General features: G+C 44.7%; 18 protein-coding genes and 2 tRNA genes. 4 read left to right on the top strand and 16 right to left on the bottom strand.

What is annotated here, in order from left to right; genetic code table 11:
- Window positions 1-60: 60 nt before the first annotated feature.
- The 13 genes from rpsO to rlmE all read right to left on the bottom strand — a co-directional run bounded on the left by rpsO (window position 61) and on the right by rlmE (window position 12,620).
- Window positions 61-330, bottom strand: coding sequence for a 30S ribosomal protein S15 (gene rpsO, locus R7P69_RS17620; RefSeq protein WP_005380094.1), 270 nt, complete (start codon window positions 328-330; stop codon window positions 61-63).
- Window positions 331-471: 141 nt separating this feature from the next.
- Window positions 472-1,425 (bottom strand): tRNA pseudouridine(55) synthase TruB, encoded by a 954-nt coding sequence (gene truB, locus R7P69_RS17615; protein WP_054574826.1) that lies wholly within the window; start codon window positions 1,423-1,425, stop codon window positions 472-474.
- On the bottom strand, window positions 1,425-1,820 hold the full coding sequence (rbfA, locus tag R7P69_RS17610; protein ID WP_238952103.1) for a 30S ribosome-binding factor RbfA: 396 nt from the start codon (window positions 1,818-1,820) through the stop codon (window positions 1,425-1,427). The genes truB and rbfA overlap by 1 nt, the downstream gene beginning before the upstream one ends.
- 114 nt (window positions 1,821-1,934) lie before the next feature.
- Window positions 1,935-4,646, bottom strand: a complete 2,712-nt coding sequence (gene infB / locus R7P69_RS17605; RefSeq protein WP_005380086.1) for a translation initiation factor IF-2 — start codon at window positions 4,644-4,646, stop codon at window positions 1,935-1,937.
- 22 nt (window positions 4,647-4,668) lie between these two features.
- Window positions 4,669-6,156 (bottom strand): transcription termination factor NusA, encoded by a 1,488-nt coding sequence (gene nusA, locus R7P69_RS17600; RefSeq protein ID WP_005380084.1) that lies wholly within the window; start codon window positions 6,154-6,156, stop codon window positions 4,669-4,671.
- A 36-nt stretch (window positions 6,157-6,192) separates the two neighbouring features.
- A complete protein-coding gene (rimP, locus tag R7P69_RS17595) occupies window positions 6,193-6,648 on the bottom strand; it encodes a ribosome maturation factor RimP (protein WP_005386424.1) in 456 nt (151 codons plus the stop codon).
- Window positions 6,649-6,873: 225 nt separating this feature from the next.
- Window positions 6,874-6,950 (bottom strand) — tRNA-Met (locus R7P69_RS17590).
- 56 nt (window positions 6,951-7,006) lie between these two features.
- Window positions 7,007-7,090, bottom strand: a tRNA-Leu gene (locus R7P69_RS17585).
- Window positions 7,091-7,106: 16 nt separating this feature from the next.
- Window positions 7,107-7,445: a preprotein translocase subunit SecG gene (gene secG, locus R7P69_RS17580; protein WP_005380080.1), complete on the bottom strand. Its 339-nt coding sequence runs from the start codon at window positions 7,443-7,445 to the stop codon at window positions 7,107-7,109.
- A 220-nt stretch (window positions 7,446-7,665) separates the two neighbouring features.
- On the bottom strand, window positions 7,666-9,006 hold the full coding sequence (gene glmM / locus R7P69_RS17575; protein ID WP_005380076.1) for a phosphoglucosamine mutase: 1,341 nt from the start codon (window positions 9,004-9,006) through the stop codon (window positions 7,666-7,668).
- A 19-nt stretch (window positions 9,007-9,025) separates the two neighbouring features.
- Window positions 9,026-9,856, bottom strand: coding sequence for a dihydropteroate synthase (gene folP / locus R7P69_RS17570; RefSeq protein WP_017820419.1), 831 nt, complete (start codon window positions 9,854-9,856; stop codon window positions 9,026-9,028).
- A 52-nt stretch (window positions 9,857-9,908) separates the two neighbouring features.
- Window positions 9,909-11,882 (bottom strand): ATP-dependent zinc metalloprotease FtsH, encoded by a 1,974-nt coding sequence (ftsH, locus tag R7P69_RS17565; protein WP_170960389.1) that lies wholly within the window; start codon window positions 11,880-11,882, stop codon window positions 9,909-9,911.
- A gap of 108 nt (window positions 11,883-11,990) precedes the next feature.
- Window positions 11,991-12,620, bottom strand: coding sequence for a 23S rRNA (uridine(2552)-2'-O)-methyltransferase RlmE (rlmE, locus tag R7P69_RS17560; protein WP_005388985.1), 630 nt, complete (start codon window positions 12,618-12,620; stop codon window positions 11,991-11,993).
- Between the two features lie 138 nt (window positions 12,621-12,758).
- On the opposite strand from rlmE, the gene yhbY reads away from it, so the two are divergent.
- Window positions 12,759-13,055, top strand: coding sequence for a ribosome assembly RNA-binding protein YhbY (gene yhbY / locus R7P69_RS17555; protein WP_005380066.1), 297 nt, complete (start codon window positions 12,759-12,761; stop codon window positions 13,053-13,055).
- 84 nt (window positions 13,056-13,139) lie between these two features.
- Here the strand turns inward: yhbY and greA are convergent, their stop codons facing one another.
- The gene (gene greA / locus R7P69_RS17550) at window positions 13,140-13,613 is read right to left on the bottom strand and encodes a transcription elongation factor GreA (RefSeq protein ID WP_005380065.1); all 474 of its coding nucleotides are present in this window, start codon (window positions 13,611-13,613) and stop codon (window positions 13,140-13,142) included.
- A 545-nt stretch (window positions 13,614-14,158) separates the two neighbouring features.
- Between greA and R7P69_RS17545 the strand changes: the two genes are divergently transcribed.
- Window positions 14,159-15,181, top strand: a complete 1,023-nt coding sequence (locus R7P69_RS17545) for a porin (RefSeq protein WP_005380064.1) — start codon at window positions 14,159-14,161, stop codon at window positions 15,179-15,181.
- A 186-nt stretch (window positions 15,182-15,367) separates the two neighbouring features.
- Window positions 15,368-16,789 carry a serine-type D-Ala-D-Ala carboxypeptidase gene (dacB, locus tag R7P69_RS17540; protein WP_005380063.1) on the top strand — a complete coding sequence of 474 codons (1,422 nt, stop codon included), beginning with the start codon at window positions 15,368-15,370 and terminating at the stop codon, window positions 16,787-16,789.
- On the opposite strand, the gene R7P69_RS17535 is transcribed toward dacB, so the two are convergent.
- Both R7P69_RS17535 and tyrS read right to left on the bottom strand, forming a co-directional pair.
- Window positions 16,768-17,613 (bottom strand): magnesium transporter, encoded by an 846-nt coding sequence (locus R7P69_RS17535; RefSeq protein ID WP_005380062.1) that lies wholly within the window; start codon window positions 17,611-17,613, stop codon window positions 16,768-16,770. The genes dacB and R7P69_RS17535 overlap by 22 nt on opposite strands.
- 418 nt (window positions 17,614-18,031) lie before the next feature.
- Window positions 18,032-19,219: a tyrosine--tRNA ligase gene (gene tyrS, locus R7P69_RS17530; RefSeq protein WP_005380061.1), complete on the bottom strand. Its 1,188-nt coding sequence runs from the start codon at window positions 19,217-19,219 to the stop codon at window positions 18,032-18,034.
- A 130-nt stretch (window positions 19,220-19,349) separates the two neighbouring features.
- Here tyrS and R7P69_RS17525 point away from each other — a divergent pair, with 130 nt between their 5' ends.
- Window positions 19,350-20,642 (top strand): peptidoglycan DD-metalloendopeptidase family protein, encoded by a 1,293-nt coding sequence (locus tag R7P69_RS17525; protein ID WP_005386530.1) that lies wholly within the window; start codon window positions 19,350-19,352, stop codon window positions 20,640-20,642.
- Window positions 20,643-20,660: the final 18 nt, after the last annotated feature.

Below are 20,660 nucleotides of genomic sequence, written 5' to 3'. Positions count from 1 at the left end.
TTAGGCAACAAAAAAGGGGCATAAAGCCCCTTTTTAGACAAACTGCTATGCAGTCGCTGATTAGCGACGTAGGCCTAGACGTTTGATTAGGTCTTGGTAGCGAGCTAGGTTTTTACCTTTTAGGTAATCTAGAAGCTTACGACGACGAGAAACCATGCGTAGAAGACCACGACGGCTGTGGTGATCGCCTTTGTGCGCTTTGAAGTGACCTTGTAGGTGGTTGATAGAAGCTGTAAGTAGAGCTACTTGAACTTCTGGTGAACCAGTGTCGCCTTCGCCTTGTGCGTATTCTGCAACGATTGCTGCTTTAGTTTCTGCATTCAGAGACATAATTCTCTCCTAATAAGAGTAGGTTTAAAGTTGTAGCAGCCAATCTCTGATTCAGCCGCTACGCGAAGCGCGGATTATAGGGAAATTTCCTATCTCGTGCAATATAAAAATACCGACACTCAGGTCGGTATTTTCAATCATTTACTTGGATGCAACGTCATCTCGGAACACGACCAATCGCTTAGGAGCGATTTTGCCATCTTCGTTCATTTCGCCAACGCCAATAAACAAGCGTTCTTCACCCATAGTAAGGCGAAGTGAGCCCTCTGTCGGAGCACCAAATACTTGAACGGGCTGCCCATGTTGGACCATATCCGCCAGTTCAGGCACCAAGTTGACTTCTGGTAAGTCTTCTACCGCTGTATCCATTGGCAAAAGCAGTGGGTCCAGTAGTTCTCGAGGCGCTCGTTCCTCGCGGTGAGCTTGCTCTAGCAACTCATTTAGTTGCTCAAGTGTTACCATATTCTCGTAAGGGTATTTAGCAACACCAGTACGACGAAGCATAGTTACGTGCGCACCACAACCTAACATTTCGCCCAGATCATCAACGATAGTACGAATATAGGTACCTTTAGAGCAGTGCACTTCCATCTCTACTTCATCGCCTTCAAAACGGTGAAGAACAATCTCATATACCGTGATCTTACGAGATTCACGCGGAACTTCGATGCCTTTACGAGCGTATTCATACAAGGGTTTACCTTGATACTTCAACGCAGAGAACATGGAAGGCACTTGATCAGATTCACCACGGAACTGATCGATGCACGCTTCTAGCTTGTCTAACGCAACATCGACTGGACGCGTCTCTACAACTTCACCATCCGAGTCAGACGTATTGGTACGTTCACCCAGCTTTGCGATCACGCGGTAGCGTTTATCAGAATCAAGAAGAAACTGAGAAAATTTTGTCGCTTCACCCAAGCAAATTGGCAGCATGCCTGTCGCTAATGGGTCCAAGGCTCCAGTGTGGCCTGCTTTCTCGGCAAAGTAGATTCGCTTTACTTTTTGCAGTGCATCATTGGAAGAGATACCTGTTGGTTTGTCCAACAGTATAACGCCATTAATTGGACGACCTTTACGACGACGAGCCATTATTCTTCGTCCTCACGACCAGAATCTTTTTGCTTTTGTTTGTCTGAACTAACGACTTCAGACACTAGGTTAGACATACGCATACCTTCAACAAGCGTATTGTCATAGTGGAAGCGGATTTCTGGCGTTAAACGTAGACGAATACGCTTACCTAACATCATGCGAATGTGCACTTCGTGCTCACGTAGCGCTGCTAGACATGATTCTGGTGTTTGCTCACCCACACACAGGAAGGTCACAAATACTTTTGCGTAAGCTAGGTCACGAGAGACTTCTACGTCTGAGATCGTCACCATGCCAAGGCGAGGGTCACGAACTTCACGTTGAAGGATCATCGCTAGTTCTTTTTGCAGCTGCTGTGCAACGCGCTGCGTGCGGCTAAATTCTTTTGACATATCTTTACTCTTATATAGAAAGAATGGGGGGTTGGTCAAAGCCAGCCCCCCATGGTGTATTCAACAACCAATTACTACTTATCTTTCAAAGACAATATTAGTAATTTTAGTCAATTAGTCTAGAGTACGTTTAATTTCAACGATTTCGAAGACTTCGATTTGGTCACCAACGCGAACATCATTGTAGTTCTTAACGCCGATACCACATTCGTAGCCATTCTTAACTTCTTGAACGTCATCTTTGAAACGACGTAGTGACTCTAGTTCACCTTCGTAAATAACAACGTTATCACGTAGTACACGGATTGGGTTGTTACGCTTGATCACACCTTCTGTAACCATACAACCAGCGATAGCGCCCAGTTTCGGTGACTTAAACACGTCACGAACTTCAGCAAGACCAATGATCTCTTGCTTGAATTCTGGAGCAAGCATACCGCCCATTGCTTGTTTCACTTCATCAATCAATTGGTAAATGATTGAGTAGTAACGTAAGTCAACAGCTGCGGCTTCAACAGCACGGCGAGCAGAAGCATCTGCACGAACGTTAAAGCCAAGGATGATTGCGTTTGAAGCTTCCGCTAGTACTACGTCAGTTTCCGTAATACCACCTACACCAGAACCAACGATGTTCACTTTAACTTCGTCAGTAGATAGCTTAACTAGTGAGTCTGCGATTGCTTCTACAGAACCTTGAACGTCTGCTTTAAGTACAACGTTAAGTTCAGCAACTTCACCAGCAGTCATGTTAGAGAACATGTTCTCTAGTTTAGATTTCTGCTGACGAGCAAGTTTCACTTCACGGAACTTACCAGCACGGTAGTTAGCTACTTCACGCGCTTTACGCTCGTCACGAACTACTGTTGCTTCATCACCTGAAGATGGTACACCTGAAAGACCTAGGATCTCTACAGGGATAGATGGGCCAGCCGAAGTAATTTCTTTACCTAGCTCATCACGCATTGCACGAACACGGCCGTATTCTTGACCACAAAGAACGATGTCGCCTTTGTTTAGTGTACCTGATTGAACAAGTACTGTTGCAACTGGACCACGACCTTTATCTAGGCGAGATTCAACAACAACACCAGATGCCATGCCTTCAGCTACAGCTGTAAGTTCAAGAACTTCAGACTGAAGAAGGATTGCTTCTAGAAGACCATCGATGTTTGTACCCTGTTTAGCAGAGATGTGAACGAACATGTTCTCACCGCCCCACTCTTCAGGAATAACGTCGTATTGAGCAAGCTCGTTCTTAACGTTATCTGGGTTCGCGTCTTCTTTATCGATCTTGTTCACAGCAACAATTAGAGGAACGCCTGCCGCTTTCGCGTGCTGAATCGCTTCTACTGTTTGTGGCATTACGCCATCGTCTGCTGCAACTACAAGAACAACGATATCTGTTGCTTGAGCACCACGAGCACGCATTGCAGTAAACGCTGCGTGTCCAGGAGTATCAAGGAACGTGATCATGCCGTTGTCTGTTTCAACGTGGTACGCACCAATGTGCTGAGTAATACCACCCGCTTCGCCAGAAGCAACGTGTGTGCGACGGATGTAGTCAAGTGTTGACGTTTTACCGTGGTCAACGTGACCCATGATAGTAACAACTGGAGCACGTGGAACTGCTTCCGCGTTAGTGTCACGGTCAGATAGTACCGCTTCTTCCAGTTCGTTCTCTTTACGAAGAACTACTTTATGGCCCATTTCTTCAGCAACAAGTTGTGCTGTTTCTTGGTCGATCACTTGGTTGATAGTCGCCATAGCGCCCATCTTCATCATTACTTTGATAACTTCTGTCGCTTTAACCGACATCTTGTTAGCAAGTTCTGATAGAACGATCGTTTCGCCAATTACAACGTCTTGCTTAGCAACCGTTGCTGACTTATCAAACCCGTGCTGCATTGAAGTCGGCTTAGCAAGTTTGCCCTTACGACCTCTACCGCCACGTTGGTTGTTACGGCCACCGCGAGCTTGGTCGTCTTTACCCGAAGCTGCTTTTTTCTTCTTACGACGACCGCCTTCTACTTTGCGATCTGCTTCATCTTCGGCTTCACGTGCGTATTGTGAAGTCGTTACATGGTAATCTGTATCTTCCATATCACCCTTTTTCTCTTCTGCAGCAGACCAACGCTCTTTATTCTTTTCAGCCAATTCGCGAGCTTCTTCAAGCTTGCGCTGACTTTCCTCTTCAGCCTTACGCTTAGCTTCTTCTTCCTGACGACGTTTAAGCTCGTCGGCCTCTTTTCGCGCTGCTTCTTGCTTAATTTTCTCTTCAGCATCACGCTTTGCTTTTTCTTCAGCATTACGTTGTGCATTCGTATCTACGTCTCGCTTCGCTTTTTCTTCCGCTTCACGTTTCGCTTTTTCTTCCGCTTCACGTTTTGCAGCTTCTTCAGCTTCACGTTTTGCAGCTTCTTCAGCTTCACGTTTTGCAGCTTCTTCTGCTGCACGTTTTGCTGCTTCTTCTGCTTCACGTTGTGCTGCTTCTTCAGCTTCACGTTTCGCTTCATCTTCAATTGTGCTGCGCTTCACGTATGTACGTTTTTTGCGCACCTCAACCTGAACATTCTTACTCTTACCACCACCCGCGTTCACACTAAGTGTACTACGAGTTTTACGCTGAAGCGTAAGGCGAGTCGGCTCTGAATCACCTGATTTATCACCGTGTTCTTTCTTTAAATGAGAGAGAAGCTTCTGCTTCTCTTCATCAGTAACATTGTCAGAGCTCGCCTTTTTAATGCCAGCGTCAGCAAGTTGTTCAATCAAGCGGTCGACTGGCGTACCAATCTCATCACTCAGTGCTTTAACTGTTAATTGTGTCATGCCGCTTCCTCCTTGCCGAAAATTATGCTTCTTCGCCGAACCAACAGATGTTACGTGCGGCCATAATTAGCTCACCTGCACGTTCTTCGGTCAGGCCTTCGATACCTTCTAAATCGTCAATACCTTGGTCAGCAAGATCTTCCAGTGTCGCTACACCTTTCGCTGCCAATTTAAATGCCATCTCACGCTCAAGACCTTCAAGTGCAAGTAGGTCCTCAGCTGGTTCTAGACCTTCAAAAGACTCTTCTTGTGCTAGTGCGATCGTCGTTAGTGCATCTTTTGCACGTCCACGAAGCTCTTCGATTAGTTCTTCATTCAAACCATCGATTTCTAGTAGCTCGTTAACTGGCACGTATGCGATTTCTTCTAGAGTTGAGAAACCTTCTTCAACAAGAAGTTGAGCGAAGTCTTCTTCAATATCTAGGTACTTCATGAAGTTTTCAATAGATGCTTGTGATTCTTCAGCGTGTTTCTTCTGAAGATCAGCAACTGTCATAACATTCAGTTCCCAACCGGTTAGTTGAGATGCTAGACGCACGTTTTGACCGTTACGACCGATAGCTTGCGCTAGGTTGTCTGCTTCAACTGCGATGTCCATTGAGTGTGCATCCTCATCAACGATGATAGAAGCAACATCAGCTGGCGCCATTGCGTTGATAACGAATTGAGCTGGGTTATCATCCCAAAGAACGATATCGATACGCTCACCACCAAGTTCGCCAGAAACAGCTTGTACACGTGCACCACGCATACCAACACACGCACCTACAGGGTCGATACGTTTGTCATTTGTTTTGACAGCGATCTTAGCGCGAGAACCAGGATCACGTGCTGCGCCTTTAAGCTCGATAATATCTTCTGCGATTTCAGGCACTTCAACACGGAACAGTTCTGCCAACATTTCTGGCTTAGAACGAGTGATGAACAATTGGAAACCACGTGCTTCAGGCGCGACTTTGTAAAGAAGGCCACGTACGCGGTCGCCTGGACGGAAGTTTTCACGAGGAAGTTGGTCATCACGCAGGATTACCGCTTCAGCGTTATTACCAAGATCAAGCACGATTGTGTCACGGTTTACTTTTTTCACGACACCAGTGATTAGATCACCTTCATTGTCGATGAACTGTTCAACGATTTGTGCGCGCTCAGCTTCACGAACTTTTTGAACGATAACTTGCTTAGCAGTTTGAGTCGTAATACGGTCAAACGTTACTGATTCGATTTCGTCTTCTACGTAGTCGCCAAGCTCGATTGAGTCATCTTCGTATTGCGCTGCTTCTAGTGAGATCTCTTTTGTAGGGTTCTCAACGTCATCAACAACTAACCAACGGCGGTAAGTTACAAATTCACCGGTTTTACGGTCAATGGCAACACGTACGTCGATTTCGATTTCGTATTTTTTCTTTGTAGAAGTTGCTAGAGCAATCTCAAGAGCCTCAAAGATACGCTCACGAGGTACCGCTTTTTCGTTCGATACTGCTTCTGCTACCGCTAAAATTTCTTTACTCATTGTATTTAGCCTCTAAGCTTAAACTTTTTTAGGGAACTAAAATTTAGGGATCAGGTTAGCTTTGGAAATGTTACTTAGAGCAAACTCTTCTTGCTGACCGTCTACAGTAATTGTCACTGTTTCGCCATCAACACCGTGGATAATACCTTTCCACTTACGACGGTTTGCTACAGCCATTTTCAATACGATGCTGACCTCGTGACCAATAAATTGCTCGTAATGTGCTGCTTTAAAAAGTGGTCTTTCTAAACCTGGAGAAGACACTTCTAGGCTGTAAGCAACAGAAATTGGATCTTCAACGTCTAAAACTGCACTAACTTGGTGGCTAACTTCTGCACAGTCGTCTACGTTAATACCATTTTCATGGTCAATGTAGATACGTAACGTTGAGTGCGCGCCTGCACGAATGAATTCTAATCCAACTAACTCATAACCTGATGCCGCTACTGGCGCGTCAAGCATTTCAGTAAGTTGTCTTTCTAAACCAGTCATTTAACCACTCCAGAAACAAAAAAAGGGCTCAGAGCCCAATCAAAAAACCAAGCAGTATCTGAGCTATTTCAAAAAGCTCAGATAACAAAAAACCCCGATAGTCGGGGTTTTATGCTGCTGGACCCTGATACGTTAAGAATAGCCAACAATTGCTTTTCTTAACTCGTAGTGTGGTTAGCACTACGCAAACTTGCCAATCTACGATTTCCTTTTAAAGAAAGAGATTGGTTGCGGGGGCCGGATTTGAACCGACGACCTTCGGGTTATGAGCCCGACGAGCTACCAAGCTGCTCCACCCCGCGTCCGACTTGCTGAGCATTATACTCGCAAACAAGTGATTTACAAGTTTGTAAATACATGGTGCCGAGAGAGGGACTCGAACCCTCACACCTAAGGCACTAGCACCTCATGCTAGCGTGTCTACCAATTTCACCATCTCGGCATCAAAACCTTACAGCTTATTGAGGAATTTCATCACCCGCAGGGGCAGGAACTTCACTCGCTGCATCCTTAACTTGTTCAACAACTGGTTGACCTAACGTTGGGTCTACCCATTGTGATTCAGTCTGGTGCGTAGACATACGACCAAGTAACAAGCTAACGATAAAGAATACGGTTGCTAAAATAGCAGTTGTTCGGGTTAAGAAATTACCTGAGCCGCCAGCACCAAACACTGTGTTTGAAGCACCAGCACCGAACGAGGCTCCCATATCTGCGCCTTTACCTTGTTGAATCAACACAAGGCCAATCACACCAAGCGCTGCCAACAGGTAAATCACAAGTAGAACTGAAAACATTTTTTCCACCTATGTTCCAAATTGTTGAGCCAGCGCCGTTCAAAAGAATAAATCATAATGAACAAGGCTAGCGACCTCCTAACGGGAGGCGGAGCAATACTAGCGAAAGCCAGTAACGCTGACAAGGGAAAATTAGTAAAAAATCAATGCCAATGCGTTAAGCGCTCAAAAAAAGGGCAAAAGATGCCCTTTTCATTCAAGACATGCTTTAACGCAATGATTAACAACTTGCTTTAACAGCCTCAGCGATTTTCAATGCTGAGTGTTGAACTAGTTCACCATCTTCGCCTTCCACCATAACGCGGATCAAAGGCTCAGTGCCAGACTTGCGCAGCAGTACACGCCCTTTATCACCAAGTGTCGCCTCGACTTCAGAGACAGCGTTTAATACAGCTGTAGCTTCAAGAGGGTTACTTTCTCCTGAAAAACGGACATTTTCTAAAACCTGAGGATATAATGTCATTCCTTGCGATAGTTCATACAAAGACATATCGCTGCCAATTACAGAAGCAAGTACTTGAAGTGCAGCGACAATCGCATCGCCGGTTGTGACTTTATCTAATAAGATCACATGACCTGAGTTTTCAGCACCAATTTTCCAACCTTTTTCTAGCAGTTGCTCCATGACATAACGGTCACCAACAGCAGCACGTACAAACGGAATGCCTAGCTGCTTTAAACCATTTTCCATACCCAAGTTAGTCATTAGTGTACCAACAACACCACCCTTTAGCTCACCACGACGAAGTGCATCACGAGCGATGATATAAGCAATTTGGTCACCATCAACTTTGTTACCCAAGTGATCGACCATAATGATACGGTCACCATCACCATCAAACGCGAGACCAAGATGCGCTTGCTCTTCAACAACACGCTGTTGAAGAGCTCGTACGTCTGTTGCGCCCACTTTTTCATTAATGTTGATGCCGTTAGGCTCTACGCCCATAGCGATAACTTCTGCCCCAAGTTCTTTGAAGACATTTGGAGCGATGTGGTACGTTGCACCGTGCGCACAGTCTACTACGATCTTAAAGTTCGCAAGGCTCAACTCAGATGGGAAAGTACTCTTACAGAATTCGATGTAACGACCAGCTGCATCATTTAGGCGGGTTGCTTTACCAAGCTCAGCAGACTCCACACATTCAATTTCTTTATCTAACTCTGCTTCAATCGCCAATTCAATATCGTCAGGTAGCTTAGTACCCTCAGAAGAAAAGAATTTAATGCCGTTGTCGTAATATGGGTTATGTGATGCAGAAATCACAATACCAGCCTCGGCACGGAAAGTCTGAGTTAAATATGCCACAGCTGGAGTTGGCATGGGACCAGTAAATGTTGCTTTAAGTCCCGCAGCTGCAAGGCCAGCCTCTAGTGCAGATTCAAGCATATAACCTGAAATACGTGTATCTTTACCTATGATAACTTTCTTTGTGCCTTGTTTCGCTAGTACACGACCAGCAGCCCAGCCAAGCTTAAGTACGAAGTCTGGAGTGATTGGGTATTGTCCTACTTTACCGCGCACACCGTCAGTACCAAAGTAACGTCTTTCATTCGACATAAACTTTCCTTTATTATTTTTAAATATTGTTTTTCGTCATCTCAACAACTTTCATTGCTTCGATTGTCTCTTCAAAGTCATGCACGCGAATGATCTGCGCGCCTTTCATCGCGGCAATCGTAGCACAAACAACACTTGCGTTCGTACACTCTGCCGCTGGCTTGTCTAACAGTTTGAAGATCATGGATTTACGAGACATGCCAGCCAAAATAGGCAGGCCGAATTCATGAAACTTTTCAAGATGAGCAAGCATATGATAATTGTGTTCGATTGTTTTGCCAAAGCCAAACCCAGGATCGAGAATCAGTTGAGATTTATCAATCCCTGCTGCTTCACACGCCGCGATACGTTCTTCTAGAAAAGCCGACACGTCCCCCATTAAATCATCATAATGAGGGTCAACTTGCATGGTCCTAGGTTGACCTTTCATATGCATCAGACAAATTGGAAGGTTTGCTTCTGCTGCGACTTCCAGAGCACCTGGCTCTTGCAGCGAACGGATGTCATTGATCAAATCAGCCCCAGCATCAATTGCTTGACGCATCACTTCCGCTTTACTGGTGTCAACGGAAATCCACACATCATACTTTTCACGAATGGCTTTGATTACTGGGACAACACGCCTAAGCTCTTCTTCCAAAGACACATCCGGTGCACCAGGTCTTGTCGATTCACCACCAACATCAACAATACTTACACCAGCCTTTATCATTTTATCAACTTGAGCAAGAGCAAGTTCAATTGAGTTGTATTTACCGCCATCCGAAAAGGAATCCGGTGTCACATTTAGAATGGCCATGACATGTGGACGCGAAAGGTCCAAAGATTTGTTATTTGCTGTAATCATCATCATAAACACAAAAACCCCGAGATAACTCGGGGTTTAATATTATCGATACTCTTTATTCAGAGTCTTTCTTTTCAGGCGCTTCGTTAGAAGTTGTATCAGAAGAGCTAGGCTGTTCTGCATCTTTCGCAGTCTCCGTTGCTTCTTCTTTAACTTCTTGCTTTGCTTGAGGCTTGTCGCTGTCTTCTGGTTTGCTTGCTGAGTTATCACTCCAGCCCGCAGGCTCACGAATTTCAGCTTTGCGCTCCATTAAGTCATCAATCTGGCGAGCATCAATGGTTTCATACTTCATCAGCGCATCTTTCATCGCATGCATGATATCCATGTTCTCTTGAAGAATCTTCTTCGCACGATCGTAGTTGCGGTCAATGATCTGACGAACTTCGTCATCAATCAACTTCGCTGTATCGTCAGACACATGTTTAGTCTGAGTTACACTACGCCCTAAGAAGACTTCGCCTTCATCTTCTGCATACAGCAGAGGGCCAAGCTTTTCAGAGAAACCCCATTGAGTAACCATCTTACGAGCAATATCTGTTGCGCGCTCGATATCATTAGAAGCACCGGTTGATACTTTGTCAGCACCGTAGATAAGTTCTTCTGCTAAACGACCACCGTACAAGCTAGAAATCATTGATTCTAGGTGTTGGCGAGACATACTCACGCGGTCCTGCTCTGGAAGGTACATTGTTACACCCAACGCACGGCCACGTGGAATGATAGACACTTTGTACACTGGATCGTGTTCAGGAACCAAGCGACCAACAATCGCGTGACCCGCTTCGTGGTATGCGGTTGACTCTTTCACTTCCTCAGACATCACCATTGAACGGCGCTCAGCACCCATCATGATTTTGTCTTTCGCCAGTTCAAACTCAACCATAGAAACGTTGCGCTTGTTACCTCGCGCAGCAAACAAGGCTGCTTCGTTAACTAAGTTTGCTAGGTCAGCACCAGAGAAGCCTGGAGTACCACGTGCGATGAGAGAAGGCTCTACATCACCCGCTAGAGGGACCTTACGCATGTGAACTTTTAGGATCTGTTCACGGCCACGTACATCTGGAAGACCAACTACCACTTGGCGGTCAAAACGACCAGGACGCAGTAACGCAGGGTCCAGCACATCCGGACGGTTAGTCGCAGCGATAACGATAATACCTTCGTTACCTTCGAAACCATCCATCTCAACGAGCATTTGGTTTAGTGTTTGTTCACGTTCATCATGACCACCACCAACACCTGCGCCACGTTGACGACCTACCGCATCGATCTCATCGATAAAGATGATACAAGGTGCGGCTTTCTTTGCTTGTTCAAACATGTCACGTACACGAGATGCACCAACACCAACGAACATTTCTACGAAATCAGAACCAGAGATAGTAAAGAATGGTACTTTCGCCTCACCGGCAATGGCTTTCGCTAGAAGCGTTTTACCCGTACCAGGAGGACCAACCATTAGAACACCCGTTGGAATCTTACCGCCCAGTTTTTGGAAGCGGCTTGGATCGCGTAGGTAGTCCACCAGTTCTTTCACGTCTTCTTTTGCTTCGTCACAACCAGCAACGTCAGCAAAAGTTGTCTTGATTTGTTCTTCGCTCATCATTCGAGCTTTACTCTTACCAAAAGACATGGCGCCTTTACCACCGCCGCCTTGCATTTGACGCATGAAGAAAATCCATACACCAATTAGTAAGATCATTGGGAACCAAGAGATGAAGATAGTACCAAGCAAGCTTTGCTCTTCTGGAGGCGTGCCTTGTACTTTCACGTTTTGGTTAATTAGGTCATCTAGAAGCTTTTGGTCATACACTGGCATGTAAGTGACCATTTTGGCACCGCCGCCACGACGAACAAAGCTAATTTCACCGTCTTTAAAAGTTGCTTCTTGAATCTGGCCTTGGCCAACTTCCTGTACAAACGTGGTGTAATCCACGGTTCTGCCATTGCTTTCTCCAGGGCCAAAGCTCTGGAATACCGACATCAATACGACGGCGATAACAAGCCACAGAATTAAATTTTTTGCCATGTCACTCAAGGTGTAAGCCTCTCGATAACTAATTGTAATTAAAGGTAGGGTACTACAGTTCATTAACTGTAGCTATAGTGTTAACACGCTCTCAAGAGAGCAAAATGGTTAACCTTTGTAACCAGTGGCTACGACGAAGACCTCTCGAGAGCGAGCTCGCGATGAGTCTGGTTTTCTAATTTTTACGGCTTTAAACATGTCTCGGACTTCTTTCACATACTGATCGAAGCCTTCCCCTTGGAAAACCTTTACGACAAAGCTACCATTAGGCGCTAGAACTTGTCGACACATATCTAAAGCTAATTCAACTAAATACATAGCGCGAGGTTGATCAACAGAATTGTTTCCCGCGATGTTAGGCGCCATATCAGACATTACTACGTCTACCATGGAAGGTTGGATCCTTTCTAGCAAAGCTTCCAATACCGCATCATCACGAAAGTCGCCTTGTAAAAAGCTAACGCCAGCAATCGGGTCCATAGGAAGCAAGTCACACGCGATGATCTGACCACTGTCCCCTACTATCTTAGCAGCATATTGAGACCATCCGCCCGGCGCAGCCCCCAAGTCGACGACTGTCATTCCAGGCTTTAACAATTTATCTTTCGTTTGAATCTCATCGATCTTGAAATAAGCACGTGAGCGGTAGCCTTTTTTTCGGGCTTCATTCGCGTATTTATCATCAAAGTGTTCTTTCAACCAACGACCAGAACTAGCCGAATGTTTTTGTTTACTCATTTTAATCCCAACAAGGCACAAATTGGAGCTATTGTTTTAATAGGCGCTACCTATTACTCAATAAATTATAGTCTTCAGCAATAGATGGCGTTAAAATAGCTTTTTTCAACCCTTATTTTAAAGAAAATTGGCCGCGTAATGAACCTAAGCACCAAACAAAAGCAGCACCTTAAAGGCCTAGCTCACAGTTTAAAACCTGTTGTGCTAATGGGCGCAAATGGACTTACAGAAGCCGTGCTAGCAGAAATTGAAATCGCTCTTAACCATCACGAACTTATCAAAGTAAAAGTTGCTTCGGAAGATCGTGAAACAAAACAGCTAATCATCGACGCTATCGTACGTGAGACGGGCGCTGAAAAAGTTCAGACTATTGGTAAAGTGCTTGTGCTATACCGCCAGTCCGAAGAGCGTAAAATCGAAATCCCTCGTAAGTAACTCTACTTACGTTGCTGAAGAAAAAAGGTCGCCTGAGGCGACCTTTTTGCGTTTTATCAGAGTAGTAATGCTACTCCAGACGACTTAGATATATTCTACTCGGTCAATTTCGAAGTCTTTCGCGCCACCCGGAGTTTGAATAGCAACTTCATCGCCTTCCATCTTACCAATCAGGCCACGAGCAATAGGTGAGCTCACTGAAATGCGACCTGCTTTGATATCGGCTTCGTCATCACCAACGATTTGGTACGTTTTTTCTTCTTCGGTGTCGATATCAATCAAGGTTACGGTTGAACCAAAAATAACTTTACCCGTGTTCTCCATCTTCGTTACGTCAATAACTTGAGCAACTGACAGTTTGTATTCAATGTCACGGATTTGTGCTTCACAAATGCCCTGCTCTTCACGAGCGGCGTGATATTCAGCATTCTCTTTTAAATCACCTAGCTCACGAGCTTCAGCAATTGCCTCTGAGATCTGAGGACGTAGTTTAAGTAGACGATCGAGTTCTGCACGTAGCTTTTGCTCGCCACGTAGTGTCATTGGAACTTTTTCCATTTTATAACCTCAAGCCCAAATGGGTCTTTGGACAAAAAAAGCCCACCCTGTCATAGGACTGGGTAGTGCGCTTAAAGATGTATTTCGTTTAGTGTAAACAAACTCCCGGACGAAATCATCTTAATTCGAAAGACAGCAAGACTATGCCTTTTCGGCATAATGATATAACTCACTTTTAGAGCGGTTCTAGGGCGAATCACCTTCTCAATTTATTGAAAAACAACACTGTTCATTACACCAAAAACCTCAAAAAAGATAAAAACTAATCAATGTCAGGCCAATGTCATTTCCAATAATTTCAATTAAAAACAGTAACTTAAATAAAAACAACGCACAATTGAACAGTGTTCATCATTGGGATTTATATCATTTTACTAACTCATACGGAAACTTTAGCAGTAAAACATGTCCAGCGAGTTGTTAGATCAATGGCTTACAAGTGCGAACTATATCGCTCAATTAGCCAATTTTGGACCAACAACTTGTGAGAGATCACCTCTCCCCCATACAACAATGATTATGGACAGCTAACTAGGACAAATAAGATGAAAAAGACTCTAATTGCTCTTTCTGTATCTGCAGCAGCTATGGCAACTGGCGTAAACGCAGCTGAACTTTACAACCAAGACGGTACTTCTCTAGAAATGGGCGGCCGTGCTGAAGCACGTCTATCTATGAAAGATGGCGACGCTCAAGACAAATCTCGCATCCGTCTAAACTTCCTTGGTAAACAAGAAATCAATGACAACCTATACGGTGTTGGTTTCTGGGAAGGTGAATTTGAGACTGCTCAAAACGGTACTGTAGACGGCGACGACAAGAGCGATCTAGAAACTCGTCTTGCTTACGCTGGTCTTGGCGGTGCTTACGGTGAGTTCGCATACGGTAAAACTGAAGGTGCACTAGGCGTTATCACTGACTTCACAGATATCATGGCTTACCACGGTAACTCTGCAGCAGACAAACTAGCTGTATCAGACCGTACAGACAACATGATGGCTTACAAAGGCCAGTTTGAAAACCTAAGCGTAAAAGCAAGCTACCGCTTCGCTGATCGTATGGAAAACAAAAACACTGGTGAGTACTACGACAACAAACAAGACGGTTACTCTCTATCTGCAATCTACGCTCTAGCTGACACTGGTCTTGAGCTAGGTGCTGGTTACGCAGATCAAGACAAAGCTAACGAGTACATGCTAGCTGCATCTTACACAATGTCTGATCTTTACTTCGCTGGTGTATTCACTGACGGCGAGAAAATGGAAGATTCAAACAACAGTAACACAGTTGATTACACTGGTTACGAGCTAGCGGGTGCTTACACTCTAGGCCAAACAGTATTTACAACATCATACAACAATGCAGAAACTAACAACGAAACTTCTGCAAACAACTTCGCTGTTGATGCTTCTTACTACTTCAAGCCTAACTTCCGTGGTTACATTTCTTACAACTTCAACCTGATTGATGCAGGTGACAAGTTTGGTTCAACTGACACGAGCAAAACAGTTGCAACTAAGATCGATGCTGAAGACGAGCTAGCTCTAGGTCTACGTTACGACTTCTAATTCCGGTCTTTGACTAGAATATCGAATGCCCGCTTTAAGCGGGCATTTTTTATACTTAATTTTAAGCAGCGCGCCTTTCTCTCGTGTCTCATTCATGAAGACATTTGAAGCATTTCTTTAGTTACCTAGCATATTGAAAGGACTTGCGTATACTCAATCACATAACTCACCTTAGAAAGTATCATTATGCGTTTACGTTGGCCCTTGCTCATATTCTCTTCATTACTTTCTGCTTTTTCACAAGCGTACCCTCATCAAGAAGTGCTGCCTGAAGGCGCCCGCATCAGTTTAGTTGCGGAAAAACTCAGTGAAAATGCTGAGCTTGACGGTGTTCATCCTACCGAACAACTGTTCCCACCAGCGAGTACATTAAAAATCGTCACCGCATTAGCCGCAAAGCTAGAACTGGGTGATAATTTCCGGTTTCGAACCAAGCTGGAAACGTCGAACTCAGATGCAGTGATTTACTTTGTCGGCGACCCAACACTCCAAACCAACGACTTAAAATCACTCCTCACTCTAGCTAAGAAAAATGGCTTAAAACGGATTAACGGTGACCTATGGCTCGATAACAGCGCATTCACTGGTTATAACCGTGCGGTGGGCTGGCCATGGGATATCTTGGGAGTTTGCTACAGCGCTCCGGCATCGACCATCACACTCAATAACAACTGTGTACAAGCCTCTATCTATACACAAAAAGATGGTGGAACGCGGGTCTACGTACCAGAGCATCAACCTATTCGTGTCACAAGTACCGTAGAAACAGTTTCTAAAACCATTAAGAAAAGTCGTCATTGTGACTTAGGTTTAGTTGCAAATCCCGATAACAACTACAAGCTAACAGGGTGCTTGGTTGAAAGAGACAAACCATTGCCACTGAAATTTGCGGTTCAAGACCCTGAGCGTTACACCAGTCAAAGGTTGGCGGCTTTGCTCAAGGAGCTCAACATTGGGGTATCAGGACAGATTAGGGTCGGTACGGCGCCAGAAAAGCAGCGAAAACTCATCGCAATGCATCAATCAAAAGCCTTACCAGACATTCTCGAAGATATGCTCAAAAACTCTGACAACTTGATTGCCGACACATTAACCAAAACACTTGGTGCTAAATTTTTCGTTCAGCCAGGCAGTTTTACTAACGGTACAGAAGCGATCAAGCAGATCATTTTCGCCAACACTGGTATTGATATTCGTAATGCGCGCCTAGAAGACGGGTCAGGACTTTCGCGAAATAACCGGATCTCCGCGACCAAGATGGCTGAAATGCTGCGCTATATTTGGAAGCATGAAAACGAACTCAAATTGATTGCCATCATGCCGAAATCAGGTGAATCCGGCACATTAAAGTACCGACAAAGTATGCGAAAACTTCCAATTAAAGGACAGCTGATCGCGAAAAGTGGCTCTATCTACGGGACTTACAATATGGCTGGATATGGCTTGGACAAAAATGGTCAACCTAACACCATTTTTGTTCAGTTTGTTTCAGACTACTTCCCAGAAAAAAGGGACGACAACACACCTGTCATCGCCCCGATTACACATTTTGAGCAGCTTTTTTACAATGACATTGTGAACTTTAGTCAGGCAATACCTAAGAAATAGTTCACCACGTTAAAGTAAATCCACATTCCTGAAATATCGACGATAGATGCAAGAACTGGACTCACCAATACGGCTGGGTCCAACTTGCAAGCTCGTGCAATAATTGGCAACAGCCCGCCCAATGTTGTAGAAATGGTGACTTGAATGAACAGCGCAACTGCTATTGCCAGTGCGATATCGGTCAGTTCAAAGCCTCCTGTTGATTGTCCTGCACTAAATAACATAATGCGTCCAATCATCACGATAGCGATCGCTAGCGCAATAAATAGAGCGACTCGGCTCTCTTTCCACAAAACTTCTAACCATTGGCGCTTTTTTAACTCTCCAGTAGCAAGAGCACGAATCACCAAAGTTGCTGCTTGTGTTCCTGTGTTACCACCAGCAGCTGCAATCACTGGCATGTACACTGCAAGTAAAACAAGCTGACTAAGGGTGTCCTCATACTGAGCGATGATCAAGCCTGACACTATCCCTAAAAGAGCCAGCGCAATGATCCATCCAATACGCTGTTTTACATGCCCTAAAACACTAGTTGATAAATAACCATCGGGTGTATCAACTTCAGACATATGCAGACCCAGTTGGTGAGCATAATGACGTGCGCGTTTGTCATGACCTGCTTGCTCAAGTTGAGCAATAAGACTATTCACATAGCCGACAGAGCAATGCTGTAAAATACCTACAGCCTCATCAATCGGCATAACCGTAAGCAAATGGACTTGTTGCTCTTGCTCGTACTGCAAGAATGCATTGCGAGCTGCACCAATTTCTACTTCAGAAAAGTTTGGTGTTGTTTCAATAAAAGTGTTGTTCATTACCGTCATGGCGAATCTCCCGATTGGCATTGGTAACGACCATCGACAAAGCATGAAAAGCCACTCTTGCACGCTAAAAGTCAGACAACAATTAAGATGCACAGAGAAAACCAATGCGAATGCACTGTCTATTCAGAATGTATGAAGGAAATAACGAGAAGAAAATTAGAAAAGATGCCTCACCACTTAGGTAAGGCGGAGATCGCCAATACCGAAGCGGGTTATTTCGCTCCCTTAATCTTACTCACCCAACGACTGGGAGGATGGTCGGTATTGTTCATGTAAATCTCCGATAGCGCTGCCATTATTGGCAGCGCAAGTATAGTAGCAAAGTTCATCAGGTATGGAAGTTTTACTTTGCCGTTTTTGCTAAATTTTCATACAAAAAAAGCGCCCTTCGGACGCTTTCATTTGCAGTCATTATGAATTACTGAATAGTAATACGAGCAAATTTACGTTTGCCTACTTGGAACACGTAAGTACCCGCTTCTGGAGCAAATTTGCTGTCCGCAATTTTTTCACCATCAATCTTCACAGCGCCCTGCTTAACCATGCGCATCGCATCTGACGATGATGGACATAAGCCTGCTTCTTTCAACAGATTACTCACTGGGCGACCTGCGTCAAAGTCAAACTCTGGCATTTCATCAGGAATTTGGTTCTTCGCAAAACGGTTTACGAATTCTTGCTCTGCTGCATCGGCATCGGATTCACTGTGGAAACGAGCAATAATTTCTTTTGCTAGCAATACTTTGATGTCACGAGGGTTTTTGCCCGCTTCTACATCAGCTTTGAATTGAGCAATCTCTTCCAGAGGACGGAAAGAGAGCAGCTCGTAGTAGCTCCACATTAGGTCATCAGAAATAGACATGATTTTACCAAACATTTCGCTTGGCGCTTCGCTGATACCGATGTAGTTGTTTGCTGACTTAGACATCTTCTTCTCGCCATCAAGGCCCACTAGAAGCGGCATCATCAGTACAACCTGAGGTTTTTGACCGTGAGACTTTTGCAGTTCACGACCCATTAGAAGGTTGAACTTCTGGTCTGTACCACCTAATTCAACATCCGTTTCCATTGCTACTGAGTCCCAACCTTGTAGAAGTGGGTACATGAACTCATGAATAGCAATTGGCTGACCACCCGCGTAACGCTTTTTAAAGTCGTCACGCTCTAGCATACGAGCAACGGTTTGGTTTGCCGCAAGGCGAATCATACCTTCTGCGCCTAGTTCAGACAGCCACTCAGAGTTAAACTGAATTTTAGTCTTTGCAGGATCGAGAATTTTGAACACTTGCTCTTTGTACGTTTCAGCGTTACGCAATACGTCTTCACGACTTAGCGGTGGACGAGTTGTGTTTTTACCTGTTGGGTCACCAACCATTGCAGTGAAGTCACCGATTAGGAACGTCACTTCATGACCTAGTTCTTGGAACAAGCGAAGCTTATTGAAAATAACCGTATGTCCTAGGTGAATGTCAGGTGCTGTTGGATCAGCGCCCAATTTAATACGTAGAGGACGGTCTTCTTTTAGTTTTGCGATTAGCTCTTCTTCTGGAATCAGCTCTTCAACACCGCGCTTAATCTCGGCTAGTGCAGCTTCAATGCTCGCCATTCTTGTTCACTCCCACAGATTTGGCAAAAATATAATAGCTGAACATATTACTTGAATAGCGATGCATTTTGAAACACGTTAGACTAGGTAGTTGTCACTTTTTCCGTTTAATTTAGCAATCAAGTACCTCATGCATTCGATTTTTGTCCGACTTCCACTCTTGCACAAAGTATTGATCGGTTTTTTTAGTGCGCTGATTATCTTCGCGCTATTCTTTTTACCTGATCCGCAAGACCTAGACCCGCAGCAGAGCCGATTAAAAGTTGGTCAACATTATCCTGTGCCAGTTTCCCTCGAACTCAGTGCACTAAATAGTTCATCGCCTGCGGTTCCTGCCGTGCTGCGCTGGGAAACATACAAAGTAAAAAATGGCGAGAGTGCTGCCATCTTATTTAGTCGCGTAGGACTTTCTGCTCGTCTATTACATGAACTGGTCTCATCAGACAAAGAAGTGGAAAAACAGTTAACTCGGCTTCGACCTGGTGACCGATTGCAATTTGGTTTTGACGAAAATAACGACTTGGTGCAGCTAAGAAGGACACTAAGCGCGTTCGAGACTTTTCGTATCACATTAAAAGACGGCAAGTACGTTTCTGAAGTTGATAAGAAAGAAGTCGACTTCCAGTACAACTACGCAGAAGCCACCATCAAATCAAACTTTTGGAATGCAGGAATATCTTCTGGATTAAATGGTAACCAAATCATGGAACTGGCTGGCATATTTGGTTGGGACATCGACTTTGCTTTAGATATTCGTAAAAACGACAGCTTCCGAGTACTTTACCAAGAGGAAGTGGTAGAAGGTGAAGTAATCGGCCGTGGAAAAATCATTGCTGCGATCTTTAAAAACCAAGGCGATACCTTTACCGCAATATTGGATCAGAAAAGTGGCAAGTATTACGACGAAAATGGGCGTGCAATGAAAAAAGCATTCTTACGCGCGCCGTTGGATTTCCGTCGAGTTTCATCTAATTTCAACCCACGCCGCTTACATCCAGTTACGGGACGCGTTCGCCCTCATAGAGGCACGGACTATGCGGCACCAGTGGGCACCCCGATTTGGGCGGCTGGTGATGGCGTTGTTCAAAAATCGTCTTACAACAAATTTAATGGTAACTACGTTTTCATTAAACATAGCAATACTTACATTACCAAGTACCTGCACTTAACCAAACGTACTGTACGAGCTGGTCAACGCGTTAAGCAAGGCCAAACCATTGGTACGCTTGGCGGAACTGGCCGTGTAACTGGCCCTCACCTGCACTATGAGTTCCTTGTGAATGGTGTCCATAAAAACCCGCGCACGGTGAATTTGCCACAATCTAAATCCCTGACAGGCAAAGCGAGACAAACTTTCATGGCAAACGCGAAAATTAGCATGGACAAGCTTGAACGCTACAGCAAACTGCTAGCAATGAAGTAAGCCAGGTATTGAAAAGGG

Origin of the sequence: Vibrio sp. 661 (assembly GCF_033339315.1) — a bacterium.
In the GTDB taxonomy this organism is placed as follows: domain Bacteria; phylum Pseudomonadota; class Gammaproteobacteria; order Enterobacterales; family Vibrionaceae; genus Vibrio; species Vibrio alginolyticus.
The sequence above is the reverse complement of the archived record's forward strand: the minus strand, read 5'-3'. Positions and strand labels throughout refer to the sequence as shown.

Excerpts from the sequence above, each read along its gene's own strand:
- rpsO (WP_005380094.1), bottom strand. The coding sequence starts at position 330 with ATGTCTCTGAATGCAGAAACTAAAGCAGCAATCGTTGCAGAATACGCA.
- truB (WP_054574826.1), bottom strand. The coding sequence starts at position 1,425 with ATGGCTCGTCGTCGTAAAGGTCGTCCAATTAATGGCGTTATACTGTTG.
- rbfA (WP_238952103.1), bottom strand. The coding sequence starts at position 1,820 with ATGTCAAAAGAATTTAGCCGCACGCAGCGCGTTGCACAGCAGCTGCAA.
- infB (WP_005380086.1), bottom strand. The coding sequence starts at position 4,646 with ATGACACAATTAACAGTTAAAGCACTGAGTGATGAGATTGGTACGCCA.
- nusA (WP_005380084.1), bottom strand. The coding sequence starts at position 6,156 with ATGAGTAAAGAAATTTTAGCGGTAGCAGAAGCAGTATCGAACGAAAAA.
- rimP (WP_005386424.1), bottom strand. The coding sequence starts at position 6,648 with ATGACTGGTTTAGAAAGACAACTTACTGAAATGCTTGACGCGCCAGTA.
- secG (WP_005380080.1), bottom strand. The coding sequence starts at position 7,445 with ATGTTTTCAGTTCTACTTGTGATTTACCTGTTGGCAGCGCTTGGTGTG.
- glmM (WP_005380076.1), bottom strand. The coding sequence starts at position 9,006 with ATGTCGAATGAAAGACGTTACTTTGGTACTGACGGTGTGCGCGGTAAA.
- folP (WP_017820419.1), bottom strand. The coding sequence starts at position 9,856 with ATGATGATTACAGCAAATAACAAATCTTTGGACCTTTCGCGTCCACAT.
- ftsH (WP_170960389.1), bottom strand. The coding sequence starts at position 11,882 with ATGGCAAAAAATTTAATTCTGTGGCTTGTTATCGCCGTCGTATTGATG.
- rlmE (WP_005388985.1), bottom strand. The coding sequence starts at position 12,620 with ATGAGTAAACAAAAACATTCGGCTAGTTCTGGTCGTTGGTTGAAAGAA.
- yhbY (WP_005380066.1), top strand. The coding sequence starts at position 12,759 with ATGAACCTAAGCACCAAACAAAAGCAGCACCTTAAAGGCCTAGCTCAC.
- greA (WP_005380065.1), bottom strand. The coding sequence starts at position 13,613 with ATGGAAAAAGTTCCAATGACACTACGTGGCGAGCAAAAGCTACGTGCA.
- R7P69_RS17545 (WP_005380064.1), top strand. The coding sequence starts at position 14,159 with ATGAAAAAGACTCTAATTGCTCTTTCTGTATCTGCAGCAGCTATGGCA.
- dacB (WP_005380063.1), top strand. The coding sequence starts at position 15,368 with ATGCGTTTACGTTGGCCCTTGCTCATATTCTCTTCATTACTTTCTGCT.
- R7P69_RS17535 (WP_005380062.1), bottom strand. The coding sequence starts at position 17,613 with ATGACGGTAATGAACAACACTTTTATTGAAACAACACCAAACTTTTCT.
- tyrS (WP_005380061.1), bottom strand. The coding sequence starts at position 19,219 with ATGGCGAGCATTGAAGCTGCACTAGCCGAGATTAAGCGCGGTGTTGAA.
- R7P69_RS17525 (WP_005386530.1), top strand. The coding sequence starts at position 19,350 with ATGCATTCGATTTTTGTCCGACTTCCACTCTTGCACAAAGTATTGATC.